Annotated in this window: 18 protein-coding genes and 1 pseudogene; 10 read left to right on the top strand and 9 right to left on the bottom strand. The window is 68.1% G+C overall.

From position 1 onward, the window contains the following. Positions 1–188: 188 nt before the first annotated feature. The 3 genes and pseudogenes from DCW30_RS37210 to DCW30_RS02910 form a co-directional block, all read right to left on the bottom strand. Positions 189–686, bottom strand: a pseudogene (locus DCW30_RS37210) (pyruvate dehydrogenase (acetyl-transferring), homodimeric type); the annotation flags it as partial. 325 nt (positions 687–1,011) lie between these two features. Continuing rightward, positions 1,012–1,710: a DsbA family oxidoreductase gene (locus DCW30_RS02915; RefSeq protein ID WP_076681956.1), complete on the bottom strand. Its 699-nt coding sequence runs from the start codon at positions 1,708–1,710 to the stop codon at positions 1,012–1,014. Then, entirely contained in the window at positions 1,707–2,378 is a 672-nt protein-coding gene (locus DCW30_RS02910) for a GntR family transcriptional regulator (RefSeq protein ID WP_076681958.1), read from the bottom strand. The genes DCW30_RS02915 and DCW30_RS02910 overlap by 4 nt, the downstream gene beginning before the upstream one ends. Before the next feature lie 289 nt (positions 2,379–2,667). Here DCW30_RS02910 and DCW30_RS02905 point away from each other — a divergent pair, with 289 nt between their 5' ends. The 5 genes from DCW30_RS02905 (at position 2,668) to DCW30_RS02885 (ending at position 6,347) form a co-directional block, all read left to right on the top strand. Beyond that, on the top strand, positions 2,668–3,822 hold the full coding sequence (locus DCW30_RS02905; protein ID WP_076681960.1) for an aminotransferase class I/II-fold pyridoxal phosphate-dependent enzyme: 1,155 nt from the start codon (positions 2,668–2,670) through the stop codon (positions 3,820–3,822). Further along, a complete protein-coding gene (locus DCW30_RS02900) occupies positions 3,812–4,324 on the top strand; it encodes a DUF6190 family protein (RefSeq protein ID WP_076681962.1) in 513 nt (170 codons plus the stop codon). The genes DCW30_RS02905 and DCW30_RS02900 overlap by 11 nt, the downstream gene beginning before the upstream one ends. Beyond that, positions 4,311–5,147 (top strand): dihydrodipicolinate synthase family protein, encoded by an 837-nt coding sequence (locus tag DCW30_RS02895; RefSeq protein ID WP_206269282.1) that lies wholly within the window; start codon positions 4,311–4,313, stop codon positions 5,145–5,147. Before DCW30_RS02900 ends, DCW30_RS02895 begins: the two co-directional genes overlap by 14 nt. A 108-nt stretch (positions 5,148–5,255) precedes the next feature. Next, positions 5,256–6,095, top strand: coding sequence for an iron-containing redox enzyme family protein (locus DCW30_RS02890; protein ID WP_076681964.1), 840 nt, complete (start codon positions 5,256–5,258; stop codon positions 6,093–6,095). Beyond that, a complete protein-coding gene (locus DCW30_RS02885) occupies positions 6,096–6,347 on the top strand; it encodes a Rieske (2Fe-2S) protein (RefSeq protein ID WP_079249804.1) in 252 nt (83 codons plus the stop codon). Between the two features lie 517 nt (positions 6,348–6,864). On the opposite strand, the gene DCW30_RS38045 is transcribed toward DCW30_RS02885, so the two are convergent. Next, positions 6,865–7,188 (bottom strand): hypothetical protein, encoded by a 324-nt coding sequence (locus DCW30_RS38045; protein WP_338400581.1) that lies wholly within the window; start codon positions 7,186–7,188, stop codon positions 6,865–6,867. An 848-nt stretch (positions 7,189–8,036) separates the two neighbouring features. Between DCW30_RS38045 and DCW30_RS38170 the strand changes: the two genes are divergently transcribed. Next, positions 8,037–8,780 carry an IS5 family transposase gene (locus DCW30_RS38170; RefSeq protein ID WP_079249805.1) on the top strand — a complete coding sequence of 248 codons (744 nt, stop codon included), beginning with the start codon at positions 8,037–8,039 and terminating at the stop codon, positions 8,778–8,780. A 129-nt stretch (positions 8,781–8,909) separates the two neighbouring features. On the opposite strand, the gene DCW30_RS02860 is transcribed toward DCW30_RS38170, so the two are convergent. The 3 genes from DCW30_RS02860 to DCW30_RS02850 form a co-directional block, all read right to left on the bottom strand. After that, the gene (locus DCW30_RS02860) at positions 8,910–9,275 is read right to left on the bottom strand and encodes an STAS domain-containing protein (protein ID WP_076681968.1); all 366 of its coding nucleotides are present in this window, start codon (positions 9,273–9,275) and stop codon (positions 8,910–8,912) included. Continuing rightward, positions 9,272–10,669: a PP2C family protein-serine/threonine phosphatase gene (locus tag DCW30_RS02855; protein WP_076681971.1), complete on the bottom strand. Its 1,398-nt coding sequence runs from the start codon at positions 10,667–10,669 to the stop codon at positions 9,272–9,274. The genes DCW30_RS02860 and DCW30_RS02855 overlap by 4 nt, the downstream gene beginning before the upstream one ends. Positions 10,670–10,905: 236 nt before the next feature. Continuing rightward, complete coding sequence (locus DCW30_RS02850; protein WP_076681973.1) at positions 10,906–11,199, bottom strand: hypothetical protein; 294 nt, start codon at positions 11,197–11,199, stop codon at positions 10,906–10,908. A 784-nt stretch (positions 11,200–11,983) separates the two neighbouring features. On the opposite strand from DCW30_RS02850, the gene DCW30_RS02845 reads away from it, so the two are divergent. Continuing rightward, positions 11,984–12,382 (top strand): hypothetical protein, encoded by a 399-nt coding sequence (locus DCW30_RS02845; protein ID WP_123985556.1) that lies wholly within the window; start codon positions 11,984–11,986, stop codon positions 12,380–12,382. A 20-nt stretch (positions 12,383–12,402) separates the two neighbouring features. On the opposite strand, the gene DCW30_RS02840 is transcribed toward DCW30_RS02845, so the two are convergent. Continuing rightward, positions 12,403–13,607 (bottom strand): IS3 family transposase gene (locus DCW30_RS02840; protein ID WP_103557334.1). Its coding sequence is split into 2 segments (ribosomal slippage): positions 12,403–13,316 and positions 13,316–13,607, totalling 1,206 coding nucleotides; the frame shifts between segments, so codons are not numbered across the junction. Between the two features lie 642 nt (positions 13,608–14,249). Here DCW30_RS02840 and DCW30_RS02835 point away from each other — a divergent pair. Next, on the top strand, positions 14,250–14,567 hold the full coding sequence (locus tag DCW30_RS02835; RefSeq protein ID WP_076681985.1) for a hypothetical protein: 318 nt from the start codon (positions 14,250–14,252) through the stop codon (positions 14,565–14,567). Positions 14,568–14,996: 429 nt separating this feature from the next. On the opposite strand, the gene DCW30_RS37205 is transcribed toward DCW30_RS02835, so the two are convergent. After that, positions 14,997–15,863 (bottom strand): GNAT family N-acetyltransferase, encoded by an 867-nt coding sequence (locus tag DCW30_RS37205; protein ID WP_237283282.1) that lies wholly within the window; start codon positions 15,861–15,863, stop codon positions 14,997–14,999. A gap of 431 nt (positions 15,864–16,294) precedes the next feature. Between DCW30_RS37205 and DCW30_RS02825 the strand changes: the two genes are divergently transcribed. Next, positions 16,295–17,068, top strand: a complete 774-nt coding sequence (locus tag DCW30_RS02825; protein WP_076681987.1) for an IS5/IS1182 family transposase — start codon at positions 16,295–16,297, stop codon at positions 17,066–17,068. Between the two features lie 30 nt (positions 17,069–17,098). Further along, positions 17,099–18,283: an IS701 family transposase gene (locus DCW30_RS02820; RefSeq protein ID WP_076688319.1), complete on the top strand. Its 1,185-nt coding sequence runs from the start codon at positions 17,099–17,101 to the stop codon at positions 18,281–18,283. Positions 18,284–18,451 lie beyond the last annotated feature (168 nt).

Raw genomic sequence — 18,451 nt, 5'->3', positions numbered from 1 at the left:
CGGCCATCAGTGCTGTGGGCCACTGCTCCGAGGCCGGCTGGATTACGTACAATCCCCCCGGCACCACTCTTGTCACCGGCGCGTTCTCCAGGGGCCCGGGGAGTCGCCGCCCACGGGGACATCGAGACCGTCTTTCCCCGGCCCGGTAAGGGAGTCCGCGCATGAGTCTCAATGCGCCGTCCGGCAGGGCGGAAGCGGTCCAACTGGTCCTCGCTCAAGCGGCCGTCGAGGAAGGCGCGTGCGTAGACGCCGGGGGAGGCATGCCCCTGGACGTAGAGCTGGTCACCGGAGCCGTCCGCCTGCTTGCCGCGGAAGAAGTGCTGGAAGCCCACCTCGTAGAGCCAGGCCGCCGAGGCGAAGGTGGCCATGTGTCCGCCGAGGCCGCCGCGCTGGTTGCCCCGCGTCACCATCGCGGCCGCGTTCCAGCGGTTCCACGCGGTGATCTTCCGCTCCATCTCCTCGTCGCCCGGGTAGGGCGGTTCGGCGGCGGTGGGGATGGTGTTGACGTAGGGCGTTTCCAGGAACGGCGGAAGGTCGATTCCGGTGCGCCGCGCGTGCTCGTTGACGCGCTGCAGAAGCTGTACGGCCCGCTGCGGGCCGCCGAAGCCGACGGCCGCGTCGAGGGACTGGCACCATTCGGCGACTTCGGACGGGTCCTTGTCGGGCAGTTGGTCGAGCTGGGACACGGGCGATCCCCTTTCGCTTTCCTGGATAAGGAGTCGGGGCCGCCACGGTTCGTCGTGGCAGCCCGGTGAGGGGGCCGGATTACGGGTGGTCCGGCCGATGGGTGGAGGCGGCGACGCGCTCTCTGCTGACGCGGCTTCCGCATCCCGCGCTGTTACGAGGTACAGCATTTCGTGATGCGGAAGACCGTTTCCGGGATTCAAAACGTAGGAGCCGTCGATAGGTGCGGTCAACACTTACTGACAAGTAATGAGCGATGATCGATCATTTCTCACGATGCGAGACCGTGGCGGATCAGCGACGATCCGGGGGCGGGCGGCTCCCACGTCAGTCGGCGGCGCGGCGGAGCAACTCCTCATAGACCAGGGGGTCGTTCCCCGTCACCTCCGGGAACCCGGTCCCGTACTTGCCGTGCCAACGGGCCGTCACACCGGGGTTGGCGCAGTCTGAGGCATCGGGCAGATACAGGTGCGGACTGCATTGGACCCGGTGCTCCCGGGCGCACACGAAGTCCCGCGTGATCGCGTGGCGCGCTCGCCCGTCGTCCAGGCCTTCGGCGACCAGGGCCGCGTCGACCCCCTCCGTCTCCTCGGCCACCTCCAGCACCACGGCGCGCGCTCCGATGGACCGGCTCTGGGCCCAGAAGGCGCGGCGCAGCGCGAGGTCGAGCCGTTCGGAGGCCTCCAGGCCCTGCTTCTTGGCGAGTTGGACGGCTTCCAGCGCCGGCAGCGAGGAGGAGGGGAACTTCCAGTCCGCCGCCCGCCACATCTGCCAGCCGGCGTCCGGCTCGATGTGCGCCACCCCGCCGACCTCGGAGTCCGTGCCCGGCCGGGGGCTCGGCCCGTTGTTGAACAGCTCCAGCGGGAAGGCCCGGTGGTCGAAGCGGACCCGGCCCTGGAGGCCGAGCCTGGCCCGCGTCGTGTGCAGGCGGTACAGCGCCACGTGGGCGAAAGAGCACCAAATGTCGGAGAACACGGTGATGGTGCCCGTCGCGACCTGATCGCGCGGGTGCGGAGTGGTGGTCATGGCATTCCTATCGGTTTGTGTGCGTATTCCAGGACGTGCAGTTCGAGCATGCGTCCCACGTAGGGGTCCTGGCGTCGGAAGGCGTCCACGATGGCGATGTGGTCCTCGGCGTTCTCGTGCAGTTGCGTGCGCAGCCACTTCAGGGAGAGGCGGGTCCACAGCTCGATGGCCAGGGACTCCCAGTTGCGCAGCAGCACCTCATTGCCGGCGGACCGGACGATCTCCCGGTGGAACTCGACCGCGCAGTGGATCTGGAGGTCGGTGTCACCGTCCCGCGCCGCCTGGTGCAGCAGGTCCAGATGCGGCTCCAGCTCCGACACGTCCCCGCCGAGCCGGCGCACCGCCAACTGGCCGGCGAGGCGCTCCAGGGCGGCGCGTACCGGATAGACCGAGGCGAGGTAGTCCGGGGTCAGCTCACGTACACGGGCACCCCTGTTGGGCAGAACGTCCACGAGCTGCATGGCCTGAAGGTCGCGCAGCGCCTCTCGCACCGGGCCATGGCTGACGTCGAGCTCCTGGGCGATGTGCCGCTCGATGATGCGGTCGCCGGGGCGCCAGCGGCCGTTGAGCAGGCCGTCGAGGAGGGTGCGCCGCACCTGTTCGCTCAGGGGGACGCGCTTCAACGAGACGACGGGCGCCGGGGCTTCGGGGACTTGCTCACCTGGCATGAGGACTCCGGTCGGAACTGGTCTGGGGTGGGCGAAGGGTTGAGCGATGATCGATCATCGTCTAACGTACGCCACGGTGGTCACGCCGCACCAGGTTCAAAACCCTCTGAGGTAAACCCTGTTGCGGACACGCCGGGTGCGGGCCCGGCTCCTCCCCGCGGATGACGCGCGTTTCCGAGCAGACCTCGACCGCCCTTCCCGACGCCGACGCCTTCGAACGGACCCGGCCGCCGTGCCGTGCGGGCACGCCCCGGCTCCGTCCGCGTCGCCCTCCTCCTCAAGGAATCCTGTGACCGAGCACCTTCTCGACCTCACCCAGCACGAGATCCAGGCACTGAAGACCCGGTTCAACCTCGCCGACGCCCACACGCACCAGCAGCAGTCCCCTGGCCAGCGCGAGATCGTCCAGGCGCTGCCCGCCCTCTGGTACGAGGCCGAGGAGAGCCGCCAGGCGGACCTGGAGGACCGCTTCAAGGAGGTCTTCTTCCGGCTGCACGGCCAGAACAGCGTCCGTGCGGAGAGCACGATGCTCTCCTACGCGGCCTCCATCTCCACCCTGGTCGCGGGCATGTACCTGCGACGCAACGAGATCAGCGTCAGCCTCGTCGAGCCCTGCTTCGACAACCTGCCCGACGTCCTGCGCAACGTCGGCGTCCACCCGGTGCCGATCCCTGAGGACACCCTGCACGACGCCGACCGCATCTACGACCGCCTCGCCGAGGCCGTCACCACCGACGCGCTCTTCCTGGTGGACCCCAACAACCCCACCGGCTTCTCGCTGCTCAGCCACGGCCGGAAGGGCTTCGAGGAAGTCATCCGCTACTGCGTCGACCACGACAAGCTCTTCGTCGTCGACCTCTGCTTCGCGGCCTTCGCCCTCGCCGACCCGCGCTTCGGCCGCTTCGACCTCTACCAACTCCTCGACACCTCGGGGGTGCGCTACATAGCCCTGGAGGACACCGGCAAGACCTGGCCGCTGCAGGATGCCAAGTGCGCCCTGCTCACGTGCAGCCGGGACCTGCACGAGGACGTCTACAACATCCACACCAGCGTCCTGCTCGACGTCTCGCCGTTCGTCCTGAACTTCCTCGCTCGCTACGTCGAGGACTCCATCGAGGACGGCATGGCCTCGGTGCGCGACGTCATCACCCGCAACCGCGAGACCGCCCTGAAGACCTTGGAGGGCAGCCTTCTCGAGCACCTGGAGCCCACGGTCAACGTCAGCGTGGCGTGGTTCCGCATCACCGACGACACGATCAAGGCGAGCGAGCTCCAGGCGCACCTGACCGCGTATGAGGTCTACGTGCTGCCCGGCACCTACTTCTACTGGAACGAGCCGGAGCGCGGCGAACGCTACGTCCGCATCGCGCTCGCCCGGGACCCGCAGGAGTTCGCGCAGTCCCTCACCCGCCTGCGCGAGGCGGTGGACAGCTATGGCGCGTGACGTCTATGTCGACGCGACGCTGTTCATGGGGATGCACAGCGTCGATCCGGCGGTGCGCGCCTCCTGCGTCGCGTTCTTCGCCGAACACCTGCACCAACCGGTCGTGATGACCTACGAGGAAGTCGGCCGGTGCGACGACCTCGTGTGGAGTTATCCGCGCCAGGAGCAGGACGCCTACTACCCCTTCATGGACGTGCTGCACTCGATAATGCCGATCAGTCGGCGGGCTTACACTTGCGCCGACTGGCAGGCGTTGGCCCAACTGCCCGCCCGGGCCGATGGCCTGGAGCTGCGCGAACGGATGCTGCTGGCGTCCGTGCTGGCCGGCGAGGGCGAACTGGTCACCATCAATCCCCGCCTCACCGCCCTCGCCGCCGACGGGATGCCCGTGAGCACCCCGCTGCGGGCCGGCGCCTCGGTGCGCTTCGAGGACGCCGACGACGTACTCGACACTCTCTACCGCACGTCCCTGACCCTGGAGGTCGACCATGCCGCCGTCTGAAGCCCCCGCCGACCCGTTCGCCGCCGTGGAGCGGCTGAAGCGACTCAGCGGCGTGGTGGTGCCACTGGTCACACCAGTCGACGAGCAGCGCAAGGTGTGCGCGTCGAGCGTCGCCCGGCTGATGGCCGACCTGCGGGGCAGGGTCACGGGATACATGCCGGCGCTCAGTACCGGCGAGGGGTGGAAACTCTCCCTCAAGCAGTGGATCGACATCGTGCACCTGACCGTCGAGCACGCCGACGGCGCTCCGGTTCTCGCCGGGGTCGAGGTCGGACGGCCCGCCGGCATCCTGGCGCGGGCCGCGCTCGCCGAGGCCCTGGGCGCCGACGCGATCGTGGTGCCGCCGCCGTTCCCGGCCTCTGGCACCCCCCGCCCCACACTGGTCGAGCACTTCCGCGAGATCATCGCCAAGAGCCCGCTGCCCGTCTTCGTCTACCACGAGAACGCGGTCTCCAAGATGGACCTCGACGTGGCCGCGCTGCGCGAGGTGTGCGCCCTGCCGGGCGTCATCGGCGTCAAGGAGTCCAGCGGCGACGCGCAGTTCACCAAGGAACTGCTGGCCGAGGCGGTGCCGGTGCCGGTCTTCCAGGGCTGGGAGCACCAGATCGCCGACGTCCCCGGCGTCCAGGGCTTCGTCGGCCCGCTGGCCAACCTCGAACCCGACACCTGCGCGGAGGCGGTGACGTCCTTCTCGCGCGTCAGCCAGGAACGGATCAACGAGCTGTCCGAGCGGTACGACCTGCTGGCGGATGACTGGTACCTGCACGTCAAGACCGAACTGGCCCGGCGCGGTGTCATCGGCACCGCGCTGGCCGTCGGCTGAACCCGTGCCCCTGCCACCGGCCGAAGCCGCGCCCAGACCGTGCGCTGAGACCGCCGCACGACCCGCCCCGCCGACCCCTACCTCCCACCCCCGCGAAGGAGCGCCCCAGTGACAGCGAACGCCACAGTGGAACGCACCGCCGGCAGCCGCCTGTTCGTTCTCAACCGCACCATTCCCAGCCCCGACGAGCTCCGTGAACTGCACGAACTCGAAGAGCGCCTGATCACCTCGCGCGTCCGCGAGATCGAGGCCGCCGCACCGCAACTGCCGGACCGCGCGGCACTGGGCCGGCAGATGAAGGAACTGCTCAAGGCCGAAGAGGCCGACCCGCCGGAGTTCGAGCGCGTCATGGCGGAGGATCTCGACCTGGAACAGTTCAAGGAGGTCGTCGCGCAGTTCGCGGTGGACGGCCTCACCGAGTCCGAATCCTTCCTGCCGATCGTCTGGCGGCTTCCGAGGAAGGCCAAGATGGCCGTGTTCCGGGTGCTCATCGACGAGTTCGGCTGCGGAAACCTCGACCAGGCGCACTTCAACATCTATCGCGACCTGATGACCGAACTGGGCATGTCCCTGGACGTCGGGGACTATCTCGACCGCACGAACGAGGAGACGTACGCCTACGTCAACACGTTCTTCTGGGCGGCCGCGCGGGCACCGCGCCCGGAGTACTTCCTCGGCACGCTCTGCTACCTCGAATCCAGCATCCTCTACGCCTTCAAGTGCTTCGCCGCGGCGGCGCAACGGCTCGGCCTCCAGGGCGCTCGCTACTACACCGAGCACCTGCACATCGACCACTTCCACGCCAAGGAGCTCCAGGTGGCCATCCGCGAGTTCGACGCCGAGGCCGACCTTCAACCGGTCAAGGTCTGGGCCGGGTTCAAGATGGCCAGCGACGTCATCGGCGGCGCCACCGAGGCGGCGGTCGCCTCCGCGCTCAAGGCGGTCTGAGTGAACGACGCCACCATCGAGCAAGTGGGCGAGGACAAGCTCCGGGTACGGGTCGGCGGCCGGGAGTTCGAGGTGGACGCGGCGTGTCCGCACCGCAAGGGCTTCCTCGCCCACGGCTATGTCAACGCCGCGCGGCTGCGGATCACCTGCCCCCTGCACCACTCCAGCTTCTCGCTGGAGACGGGCGAGGCGGTCACCGGACCCACGGACGAGCGCCTGTGCGCCCGGGAGGTGACCGCGCCCACCGGCTGACGCCCAGGCTAGCCGGGGCCGCGGAGCGGCAGCACACCCCGGGGTCATCCTTGAGCGGTCCGGGCCGCAGCGCAGCTGTCATGCCGCTGACCGTACGTGATCGGCCTGGCCACTCACCGAGCCCCAGGACTGTGCGCTGAGCTGACGGTGCGGGAGGATTGAGCCGAAGTCTTCCTGATCCTTGGGCCGTGGATGCTTGGCCTTGAACAGCAGGACCAGTTCAGGCGCCAGGTAGGGGGTGCCGCCAACGGAGTAGGAGTGGGCCCCCAGGAAACCTTGGAGTCGAAGGTGGTGGCCTTGTCGGCGTCGGTGGCCCTGTGCAGGTTGCCGGCCGGGTCGAGGTCGAAGACGACGGCGCGGCCGGAGTTGTCCTTGGCCTGCCACTGTGAGGCGTCGGCCTTGAGCAGGTCGATCCAGCGGCCGGAGCGGGTCTCGGTCAGCTTGAAGCCCTTGTGCTCGTCGCCCTGGCCGTGCTGGGTGACGGTGATGGCGCCCTTGTTCTTGTCGGTGACCTTGGTCAGGGTGCCGTGCTTGCTGTAGGTGCCTTCGGTGTGGGACTTCCAGTTGGTGACGGTGTAGGTGCCGTCGGCGTTCTTCTCCAGCTCCTCGGAGTAGCCCTTGGATGTGGTGAAGGAGCCGTCCGCAGCCTTGTCGAAGCGCAGGGTGTCGCCGGAGGCGTCGTAGAGGACGACCTCGTCGTCGAGGATCTGCAGATAGCGCTCGTACTGCTGCCACCAGCGCTGGGAGACCTTGCCCCAGATGCGTCGAGGGAGTTGTAGGAGCGCGCCAGGGTGAGCTGCTGGCCGACGCCCGCGAGGGAGAAGTCCGTGGCAGTGAGCATCAGGTTGCCGGTGGAGTAGTCGACCCGGGCCGTCGGGGCATCCATGATCGCGAAGTCGCTGATCTTGTGCCAGGGCACGTTGCCCCGGCCCTCGGGCACGTATGTCGCGGGCGTCGCGGTGCGGACCGCGCGTGTGGTGGCGGCCTCGCCGCCCTGAGCCCGCTTTTTCTGAGCCGCCCGCCACGGTTGACCTCTTCGGAGGGCTTGGCCTCCGCCTCGGGCTTGGCCGGCTCGTTGGAGCCGACCTTCACCTCGGGCATCGTGAGACTCGGCGCGTCCTTGCCCCACGCCGAGCCCGGCTCATCCGCCGCGACCGCGCCCGTGGTTGGCAGCAGGGACAGGGCCAGGGCACCGGCGGCCAGGGCCGCGGCGGTGGCAAGGCGGGTTCTCCTCCGGGCACCCTGGACGCACACACCGACGGTGCGTTGCATCAAGACTTCCTCCCACGGGAAGACGCATCTCTCAGACCTCAGTGGTCACGAGGCGCACACGAGATGCCACACGATCTTCACCAGGAAACGCCGCGATGCCCTCGAACACTTGCATCACACGGCCCGGAATCATTCCCTCCCCGCCAGCGGGACAAAGATTGATGAACTATCACGAATGTCGGACGAGGTTCGCGCGCAGCACCTCTTCGATGTCCAACTCCACCTCGCGCGTGTGAACCCCGGCCGCGGGTGCTGCCCGGGCAAGCTCTCCAGACGCGGGGGTGAACGTTTCGCCGAGCAGGCGGTCTTCCGCGCGCAGTGCGTCCTCAAGCGTGCCCTCGGCCGAGTCGATTGCTTCCGTAGCCGCGGATCGGACATCGGCGCCGTGGAAGACGGTCTACACCCGTTTCCGCCGCTATGCCCTGGACGGCGTGTTCACCGGGGCTCTCCAGCGGATCCAGGCCCGCGCTGACGCGGCCGGCAACATCGACTGGTTCGTTTCCAGATCGACTCCACCACCGTCCGCGCCCACCAACACGCTGCGGCCACCGGCCGAAAAGGGGGCGGCATCGGCAGGACGAACCGGACGATCACGCCCTCGGCCGATCCCGAGGAGGACTGACCAGCAAGATCCACCTCGCCTGTGACGGCCGCGGACGTCCCCTCGCCATCCTGCTCACCCCAGGTGAACGCCACGACGACGTCTGCGCACGTCTCCTCCTGGAACGGATCCGGGTCCCGCGCACCGGCCTCGGCCGCCCACACTGCAGACCCGACCAGGTCGTCGCAGACAAGGCCTACAGCTCCCGAGGCTTCCGCTCCTACCTGCATAATCGCGGCATCGCGTGCACCATCCCGGAGAAGAACGATCAGCAGCAACACCGCCGCAACCGCGGTCGCCGCGGTGGTCGGCCACCGGCATTCGACCGGCAGATCTACCGCCGACGCAACGTCGTCGAGCGCTGTTTCAACCGGCTCAAGGTTTCTGCGGCATCGCCACCAGGTACGACGAGACCGCCACCTCGTACGAGGCAGCGGTCGGTCTCGCGTCACTCCTGCTCTGGGCAAGATCGGTTCGAAGACGGACCCTGGGCTCCGGCCATGTTGCTGGTACACGGCGGAGAGGCCGTAGCGACGTGTAGCGCCTGGCGGAGCGGATGAAGCGTGCGTCGCGACCAGTACGTTGGCCGCGGCGCACGCTTGTCCGTGCCCCCCGTCCCCTGTGGGAAGAAAAGGCCGGGCCGTGCAGTGCCGGCCAGCTGTTTGTGCCGCCCCGGCAAGCGAGGAGTCTCAGGCAGTGGTGCGGCCTTGGCCTGCGGCGAGCGCGGCGTCGGCGCTGGGATGGGCGGGCAGGAAAGTGTCCATCCCGGTGACGCTGAGCAAGCGACCCAACCGGTCTGGGATGGCCGCCAAGGCCAGGGAACCGTCGGCGTCCTTGGCGCAGCGCCAGATGCCGACCAGGGCGCCCAGGCCGGAGGAGTCGCAGAAGGTGACGCCCGCCAGGTCGGCGACCAGGTCGGGGTGTCCGGCCGCGATGAGTTCCAGGGCGCGGGCCCGCACGGCGGGGGCGGTGGTGATGTCGAATTCACCGGACAGGGCGATGACGGCCAGGGTGCCGTCGGTGTGCGGGACGTCGATGTGGAATGCGTCGGTCATGGACGTCGGTTCTCCTGCCCGACGGAGGCGTCGGCGGTCGGGGCGGCGGCGCTGTGGGCGGTGGTGGTGATGCCCGCGGGAGCGGCATCGGGGGCGGGGACGGACAGGGCCAGCAGGGCCACGTCGTCGCGTTCGGTGTCGGGGAGGGTGTCCAGGAGCGCGACGGTGTCGTCGATCAGGCGGCCGGCACCGACTGTCGCCGACCGCTGGGCCAGGAAGTCTGTCAGGCCCGTGTCGGCCAGCATGTCACCGTCGGCGGTGCGTGCCTCGGTCAGACCGTCGGTGTAGAGCAGCAGGCCCTGGCCGGGTGCCAGGTGCAGGGTGCGTGAGGCGAAGGCGGCCTCGGCGAATGCGCCGACCAGCATGCCGCCCTTGGCGCGGACCGCCTCCACCCGCACGCCGCCGTCCTCGGTGGGGCTCAGGTGGTAGGCGGGCGGGTGGCCGCCGGTGGCCAGCGTGACTGTGAAACCGCCGTCTGGGGCGGGATCGAGCAGGCCGAAGATAGCGGTGCAGAAGCGGGTGCCGACCGCCGCGTCCAGCAGCAGCGCGGTGTTCAGGGCCTTGAGCGCGGCCGTGGGGTCCGCGTCGACGAGGGCTGCGGCCCGCAGCGTGTAGCGGGTCAGTGAGGTGACCGAGGCGGCTTCGGCGCCCTTGCCGCACACATCGCCCAGGAAGAACGCCCACCGGCCGCCGTCGACGGGGAAGACGTCGTAGAAGTCGCCGCCCACTTCCTGCGGGGAGGCGGTCTGGTAGTGGCAGGCCAGCTCCAGCCCGGGTACAGCGGGCAGAGCCGGCGGCACCAGGGTGCGCTGCAGGGTGGAGGCGAACGCGGCGATGGCCGTCTTGTCCCGCTCCGCCCGCTGACGAGCCTCTTCCTCCGCCTGGCGCTTGTCCTGCTCGACCTTGCGGCGCTCCTGCTCGGCGCGCACCACGTGCAACGCCGACAACCGCAGCTCCAGCTGGTCACGCACCACCGCCGCCAGGTCCGCGAGCGTGGCCGAATCCGCCTCGCTGATCTCGCGGGGGCGGGTGTCGAGGACGTTGACCGTGCCCAGCCGGTACCCGTCGGCGGTGATGATCGGAGCAGCTGCGTAGAACCGCACTCCCATCGGGCCGGCGACCAGCGGATTGGAGCAGGCGATCGGGTCCACAAGAGTGTCGGGGATGACGGTGGGGTCATCCGTCAGGACCGCCGAGGCGCACAGGCCCGGATCGCGGCCGATCTCGGTGACACCTTCCAGGCCGTGCGTGGCCTTGAACCAGATCCGGTCCTCGTCCACGATCGTCACCGTCGCCACCGGCACCTCGAACAGGCGTGCGGCCAGCGCCGCAACCCGGTCATAAGCGCCGTCCGGAGGGGTGTCGAGAATGTCGTAACGGCGCACCGCCGCCATCCGCGCCGCCTCAACCGTCGGGCCCGAAGGTCCGGTCGGAACTATCGCAGGCGGACTCGCTTGCTCCGGCATGTTCCTCGTCTCGTCATCCCCCCAGGAAGGCACCAACCAGACGGTCAGCGCTCTGGAACCCTACCGAACGCCGCCAGCGACACTGCTCAGTAGGCGCTGCCGAGCACCCGGTCCAGAAGCTCGCGGAAGAAGCCCCCGTGCGAAGTCGACCAAGGCTGGTCGCGTCACCTGCGGAAGCGGGAGAGCCAGGTTCGGCCGGCCTTCTGCTCGGGCACGGCCTGTTCCTGCTCCTGGTCACGCTCCTCCTGCCGGTGACTCACGCCCCAGGACAGATCCAAATCGGCCTCGAACCGCTGGTCGCAGTCCCCGCACAGAGACGGAAGCTTCGCTGGGGAGCGGCTCCAGCCGACGAGCTTGGTCGCCTTCCATCGTTTGCCGGTGAACGCGGCACCGCATTCGGTGCCGACGGGGCGCTGGGGGGTGGGCCAGAAGTCGTCCGGCCCTGCCTCACCACGCACCGGCCCCTGGCCCTCCTGCGTGCCGGCCGCTGGGTCGACGATAGGGCCGGCGTTCTGCTTGCAGTCGTCGCACAGGTGCGGGCGGGAGTCTGACGTCCCCTGTCAGGGTGCGCAGCCAGGGCCTGATCTTGTCCTGCGGCGTCCACTGGTCCCACAACCACCCTGGCGAACGCGCCGTTACAGCATTCCTCCACCAGGCGCAGCTGGGCTGCGTCAGCGGCGTGGTGTGCGACGGTGAACAGCCACAGGATGATGGCGTCGACTTCGCACGCTCCGTTGACCGGTGTGTGCCCAGGAGCTCGGGCATTGCCCGGACGATCTTGAGTGCTCGAGGAACATCCGCCATCAACGCCGGTATGAGCCCCTCGGGGTTGATGTTCAGGAGTACGTCGCAGTACAGGGCAGTGTCGTCGGGATGGGCAGCGGCCAGGGCCACCAATTCCTCTGCCGCATTCGCTGCTCCATCCTTCTACGACGATCACAAGGAACGGCCGTAGCTGGCCACATTCTGAACGCAGTTGTGACCCGAAGGTGTTCGCGATGCGGTCACTGTGACTGTTCACCGAACGTTTCCTTCCGAGCCCTCCAGGCCCTCACCACGCACCGCCGCGAGCAATACACAGTGTTCGAACGCCGGTCCACCCCGGCCACCCAAATTGCGCCGCGCTCGGGACACTCGGCCTGGCCGGCCCGGACCGGTCTGGAGGCCCTCTGGGAAAGCACCTCTGACCGAGGTATATCGTCTGCCTCACATATGAAGCCGGGGGCATGAATGCAACATCGTTTGGCAGCCACCATCCTCCTCTGTCTCGCTACTGGCCTTGCCGCCGGATGCTCCCCGGAGCCCGAAGCAGAAGACGTCAACCGTTCCGACCTCGCGGGCCACTGGCATGCCGGTGGGTCGTGCGACGCCTCTCTCGTGTTGGAAAAGGGCGGTTCGGCCCGGTGGAAGCATTGGGCAACGGGCTACAGCGTGAGTGAATCCCGCATCACCGGCAGAGAAGACGGCCAGGGGAGCTGGACGCTGGAGACAGTGGACGGCAAGCAGTACTTCGAGGTGGAGACAACCAAAGCCAGTGAATCGTTGACCATACTGCAAGGGGATGACCGGTTGATCCTCCTGCAGATCCCGGGAGACGACCCGGACAACAGCATCGGGTGCCGTTTCAAGCACGGGCCTTGACCCCGAATCCTGAACACGGGTTATGCGGCTTGTGCCAGCGTAGTTGGTGTGCGGTGGAGGGCGTTCTCGAAGGCGATCGGTGATCGTTGTCCGAGGTGGGAGTGTCGGCGTCGGGTGTTGTAGCGGTGGAGCCATCGGAAGGCGTCGAGTCGGGCCTCGCGCTCGGTCGGCCAGCTCTTTCGTCCTTGCAGGGTCTCGCGTTTGAACGTCGCGTTGAAGGACTCGGCCAGCGCGTTGTCCGCGCTGGACCCGACCGCGCTCATGCTTTGCTGAACCCCTGCTGACCTGCAGGCTTCGGCGAAAATCCTGCTCGTGTACTGGGCTCCGTGGTCGGTGTGCATGATCGATCCGGCGTGGCTGCCGCGGGTGCGGATCGCCGCGGCCAGGGCGTCGGTGACGAGGTCCGCGTGCATGTGGCCGGCGATCGCCCAGCCGGCCAGACGGCGTGAGGCGAGGTCGATGACGGTCGCCAGGTAGCAGAACTTCCCGCCCTCAAGGGGCAGGTAGGTGATGTCGCCGACGTACTTCGTGTTGGGCCTGTCCGCGGTGAAGTCGCGGCTGATCAGATCCGGGGCCTTGGCCGCTGCCGGGTCAGAGACGGTGGTGCGGTGCCGGCGACGCAACCGGACCCCTTCGATCCCGGACGCCCGCATGATCCTGGCGACGCGCTTGTGGTTGACCGCGACACCGTTCTCCTCGCGGAGCTCGGCGGTGATCCTCGGGGCTCCGTAGGTGCCGTCCGATTCCTGGTGCACCGCCCGTATCCGGGCGGCCAGCTTCGCGTCGGCCGCCTGCCGGGCGGCCCGGTCGACGGCCGTCCATTGCCAGTAGTAGGAGCTCGAGCGGCTGACGCCGAGGATGCTGCAGAGCCGCTTCACGCCGTGGCGGCGCTGGAGGTCGGCGACGCACTGGAAGCGGTTCACCAGCGCGTCTCCCCGGCGAAATACTTCGCGGCCTTGCGCAGGATCTCGCGTTCCTCCTCCAGCTCACGGACCTTCTTCCGCAAGGCGGCGTTCTCCGCCTCCAGCGGGGCGGGCGGCTGGGCCGGCTCCTGCGTCCGCCGTCCTCGGGGACGGCTCACCCCGGCTGCCCTCACCCAGTTCCGCAGTGTCTCCGGATTGATCCCCAGATCGGCGGCGACCGACCTGATCGTCGCTTCCGGCCGCGACTCGTACAGCGCGACCGCGTCCGCCTTGAACTGCGGCGGGTAGTTCTTCATGACCACGAGATGTCCGTTCTCAGATCCGCAGGATCCAGTGTCTCGTGTGTCCAACATCAGGGGTCAAGGCCCGTACTACTGCTGAGGGGAGTGGACGGCCGGCTCGTGCTGGCCGTGAACGTCTCACAGTGGCTGCAGCCGGACACTACGACGCCCTCGCATCGCCCACACGCTGACCGGCTTGCCTGCCCAGGTCCTCGGCTGGCTCGGCTCCGACCGCATGTCGCGCCTGCCGACGCTCCCACGGTGTCTACGCCCCCCAAGACGGTCCACCGCAGGGGAACACCCTCCCAGCGCCTGGAGCACCGAGCCGGCTATGGCAACCACGGACACCCCCTCGGTGGGGAGGCGACCGCGCGGGCACCGACATGCGTCAACCGGACAGGCAACAAGTGCATGCTCCAGCCCTCACGAGCAGGGCATCAAACTCAAACGGACCACCAATCAGCGGAGAGGGTAAGGAGCGCTACTTATGCGTGAGTCGTGAGCATCGCCTACCTTCAGGAGGTGTCTACAGATTCGACCGATCGGTCGCTTGTCCGCCGGACCCTCAGCCGAGGAAGAGCGAGGGTCCCCGCCAGACGATGCGCACGACACTTAAAAGGGACCCTGACCGTCACCGGTGCCACCGCGGCCAGTCACACCCTCATGTCGTCCGGCTACGCATGGGCCCGCGGCAGCGCTGCCGCGGGCGACACGGTGTTCTCCGGTGCGTTCGAGTTCCTGGTCACGACGGCCGCTTCCTGGGCGCTGATGCCCGTATCGCTGTGGGCCGGCATGCGGGTGATGGGGAAGGCCGGCAACACAGTACTGCTGATCACCGGTGGGCTGTCCTGGGTAGCGCTTTCCGGGTACTTCATCGACGACATCGACCGCATGGGCGGGCAAGTGCCGCTCCCGGCTCTGGCCACATACGTTCTTCTCTGCACGGGACTGGCAGGTGCCGGTTCCAGCCACCGCAGCTGAGACGGCAGCGGAGCCCGACGCCGCCCGAGGATCAAGACTTGTGAGGGCATAATCGCTGTGCGCAGCAGGATCTTTGCAGGTATGCAGGTAATGGCCGTACCGCGGCCCTCGTCTTCACCGGATCACAAACCGGGTGAGGCGCCGTCCGCGCGGTGCAACATCGGCGCAACCAGCCTCACGACGATGCCGCACCGGAGCACTCCGGTGCGGCATCGTCGTCTCATAACTGCGTGCAGAAGCCCCGGCAGGCTGGAGCCGGTGGAGTCTCACCACCATGTCCGCCGCGGTGGCCGCCGCCCCGGACTCCGTGTACTTTGCCGCAGAGCCCGCTGTCATCAGTGATCAGCGATCAGTGTGTGGCCGTGAGTTGGAGCCGCCGGGCCTTCGAGCGCGATTATCACTCTTGAGCCACGCGGTCGGGTGCAAGAATCAGCAGATTTCGAATCCAGCCGAACGCAAGGCGTCCAGTGCCAGATCCCGGCGTTCCTCGGGTACCAGCACGAGGTCAGCGTGGTAGGTCGAGGCAGTGAACGCCGGAACTGCGGCGCGGGCCAGCGGTGTGAGGACTGCGGCCAGCAAGCCCGGTTCGTCGAGGCCGTGGTCCGGGTCGGCGTCGTAGAGCGCGACCCAGCGGTCTTGGATCGCAGCGGAGGAACTGGCGGCGCGGATCACCGTCAGCCCTTCTGGAGCACGGACCAGGGCCAGCCAGTGATCGTCGCTCGGCTCTCGCAGCTCCGGGAGGTGTTCGAGGTAAAGGGTCTTGTCCAGCACCCGGAGCCTTCGCGCGGGGCGGGTCGGTTCGTCGGTCAAGCCGATGCTGAAGGCCACGCGGGCGAGGCCGGGTCCGTCGTAGTCCAACAGGGGGCCGGAGGCGCTGAAACCGAGGCGGGTGTGGAAGTTACGCGAAACGGTGTTCTCGGGGCTGGTGACGCAGTTCACGTACCGGCGGCCCTGCGACCGGACGAGCGTAAAGAACGCCCGGTAAAGAGACCTTCCGAGGCCCTGCCCGTGCAGTGAAGGATCCACGCCTGCGAAGTGGACGTAGGCGGTGTCCGGTTCCGTCTGTGACAGGAAACCGATGAGGAACGCGGCCAGTTCTCCGTCGGGGTACTCGACAAGGAAACTGGTCGAGCTGAAATGCTGAAAATACAGCCGGGGCAGCAGCAATGCCCGCTCCAGCGCTCCCGCCTCCCCCTTCATCCCGCCCCACCACCGATCCAGTACGGCAAGCACCCGTGGATGGTCATCAGAGGTCGGGTGTCGGACGGCGAAGGAAGCTGGAAGATCGTCGATCACCCGCGCAGTGTGGCATCGACGCGACAACGCCCGCCACCAATATTGCGCGGCACCATGCCGACTACACCCGGCGCTGTCCGTAGGAACTGGCTTTCCGCCGTGCTCCAACCGACAAGCACGTGATCGCGGGCGGCTGCGCCAGACCGGGCACGCTCCGCCCGGGCTGTGCGCAGGGCCCCGAGTTGTTCGGGGGTGGCCGCCTGCGCGAAGTACGCGGGTCCGAGATACCCGCCGCGCGCGTCACTGATGTCGATCTCGTGATCGTGGTGCGGCAACGCACTGTGACGGTAGGGCCGGCCTGACCGGTCATCCACGGTGCAATGAGCCCTTTCCAACCTGGCCGCAGGACAAGCCCATTGGACTGACAGACAGGTGAAGCCTCTGGTAGGCGGGTTTTCGACCAAGAGAACCGTCTCCACCAGAGGCTTCGTGTGCTTGTCTACCCGTCGGGCATCGACGTGTCCAGCTCTGCCCTGCGCTTCCTGTCCACAAAGCTCCGCCGACACCGTCGCGAGCTCGGCACCCGGTGGCGGCGCCTGAGCCCGGGCCGACAGGCCCTACTCACTCTCGCCCACCTTCGCAACGGCCACCCGTATGCCCAGCTCGCGACCGGGTTCGGCATCGGGACCACGACCGCCTACCGGTACGTCGCCGAGGCCGTCGAGCTCCTGGCCGCACTTGCCCCAGCCCTCGAGGAGGCGGCCCGTACGGCATCGACGAAGGCATTCGTGCTGATGGACGGCACCCTGCTGCTCATCGACCGCATCGCCGCGGACCGCCCCTTCCACTCCGGCAAGCACAAGAAACGCGGGATGAACGTGCAGGGCCTGGCCGATCCGTCCGGTTGGCTGCTGTGGACCTCTCCGGCTCTGCCCGGTGCCGTCCACGACGTCCGGACCGCCCACGAACACGGCGTCGTCCGCACACTCACGGACGCCGACATCACGTGCTGGGCCGACAAGGGATACCGAGGTGCCGGGGGCACAGTCCGCGTCCCGTACCGGGGACGTTGGGAGACACCGTCCCGAGGTCAGAAGGCCGTCAGCCGGTCTCACGCCGAGATCCGGGCCCTGGTCGAGCAAGCCGTCGCCACCCTCAAGTCCTGGCTACTCCTCCGCAAGCCGCGGTACTCGACCACTCGCGTCACAAGCCTCGTCCGAGCCGTCGTGACCCTGCATCTAGTACTGCAACGGTGCTTGCCGTGACTGGTGGCCAGGTTGGTCGTTGGTGTGGTTATGGGTGGGGACCTTGCTGATGTCAGGTTGTGGGCGGGCGAACTGGAAGCTGTGCATGGGCGGTTCGTGCACCGTTTCAGCAGGTCGGAGCCGCGGGAGTCCGCACTGGCTTATATGCGGGGCCTGATCGCTCCGCTGCAGCGGAAAAACGGCTGGACGCTGGCGGAAGAAGCCGGCCACGCAGGCCCGGACCGCATCCACCGGATGCTGAACCGGATCGATTGGGACGCTGACGAGGTGCTCGACGATGTGCGTCAGTACGTGGTCGACAACCTCGGCGACCCCGGCGCCGTCCTGGTCGTGGACGACACGGGCTTCCTGAAGAAGGGCACGCAGTCGGCAGGGGTGCAGCGGCAGTACTCCGGAACCGCCGGGCGAACGGAGAACTGCCAGGTCGGCGTCTTCCTCGCCTATGCCACCGACCGCGGGCGGACGCTGATCGACCGGCGTCTGTATCTGCCCACCTCCTGGACCGACGACCGCGAAAGATGCCACGGGGCCGGCATCGGCGACGAGGTCGCCTTCGAGACCAAGGTGGCCATGGCCAAGGCGATGGTCCGCCGCGCGATCGCGGACAAGATCCCGTTTCGGTGGGTGACCGCGGATGCCGCCTACGGGTTCAGCAAAGGTTGGCGCTCCGAGCTGGAGCGGGCGGACGTCTTCCACGTCATGGCGACCACCCGGCACGACACCGTGGTCACCCGCTGGGCCATCGACCATCCCGTCCACGACCTGTTCAACGGCCTTGCCCGGCAGAAATGGAAACGTCGTTCCTGCGGCAACGGGGCTCACGGCCTGCGAATCTATGACTGGGCACGCGTCGAGGTGCGACCGTGGCACCGGCCCGACCGCCGCCACTGGGTGATCGCCCGCCGCAGCATCGCCCGACCGCAGGAGATCTCCTACTACATCGCCTACTGCCCCGCCGGAACCACGCTGGATGACCTGATCCGCATCGCGGGCAGCCGGTGGGCCATCGAGGAGTGCTTCCAGAGCGCCAAGCAGGAATGCGGACTGGATGACTACCAAGTCCGCCGCTATCCCGGGTGGCACCGCCACATCACCCTCGCCATGGCCGCCCGTGCCTGCCTGACCGTCCTGCGAGCCCGAGAGCTGGACGCAGGGAAAGCAGAAACGGATCCTCCCAGCTCATCCACCTCAGCCTCGCCGAGGTACGACGGCTGATCACCCGCCTCACCAACCGCCGGCCCACACCCGTCGAGCACATCCTGCACTGGTCGACCTGGCGCCGACGACGACAGCACCAGGCCCGCACCAGTCACTACAAACAACGCGGACACATCCCCTGACCTGGCCACCAGTCACGGCAAGCACCGTTGCAGTACTAGGGCG

The organism is Streptomyces alfalfae, from assembly GCF_004127445.1.
Classification (GTDB): Bacteria; Actinomycetota; Actinomycetes; order Streptomycetales; family Streptomycetaceae; genus Streptomyces; species Streptomyces alfalfae.
Note: the sequence above shows the minus strand (reverse complement) of the source record. Positions and strands in the feature narration are given on the sequence as shown.

Excerpts from the sequence above, each read along its gene's own strand:
- DCW30_RS02915 (WP_076681956.1), bottom strand. The coding sequence starts at position 1,710 with ATGACCACCACTCCGCACCCGCGCGATCAGGTCGCGACGGGCACCATC.
- DCW30_RS02910 (WP_076681958.1), bottom strand. The coding sequence starts at position 2,378 with ATGCCAGGTGAGCAAGTCCCCGAAGCCCCGGCGCCCGTCGTCTCGTTG.
- DCW30_RS02900 (WP_076681962.1), top strand. The coding sequence starts at position 3,812 with ATGGCGCGTGACGTCTATGTCGACGCGACGCTGTTCATGGGGATGCAC.
- DCW30_RS02895 (WP_206269282.1), top strand. The coding sequence starts at position 4,311 with ATGCCGCCGTCTGAAGCCCCCGCCGACCCGTTCGCCGCCGTGGAGCGG.
- DCW30_RS38045 (WP_338400581.1), bottom strand. The coding sequence starts at position 7,188 with ATGCTCACTGCCACGGACTTCTCCCTCGCGGGCGTCGGCCAGCAGCTC.
- DCW30_RS38170 (WP_079249805.1), top strand. The coding sequence starts at position 8,037 with ATGCCCTGGACGGCGTGTTCACCGGGGCTCTCCAGCGGATCCAGGCCC.
- DCW30_RS02860 (WP_076681968.1), bottom strand. The coding sequence starts at position 9,275 with ATGACCGACGCATTCCACATCGACGTCCCGCACACCGACGGCACCCTG.
- DCW30_RS02855 (WP_076681971.1), bottom strand. The coding sequence starts at position 10,669 with ATGGCGGCGGTGCGCCGTTACGACATTCTCGACACCCCTCCGGACGGC.
- DCW30_RS02835 (WP_076681985.1), top strand. The coding sequence starts at position 14,250 with ATGTCGTCCGGCTACGCATGGGCCCGCGGCAGCGCTGCCGCGGGCGAC.
- DCW30_RS02820 (WP_076688319.1), top strand. The coding sequence starts at position 17,099 with ATGGGTGGGGACCTTGCTGATGTCAGGTTGTGGGCGGGCGAACTGGAA.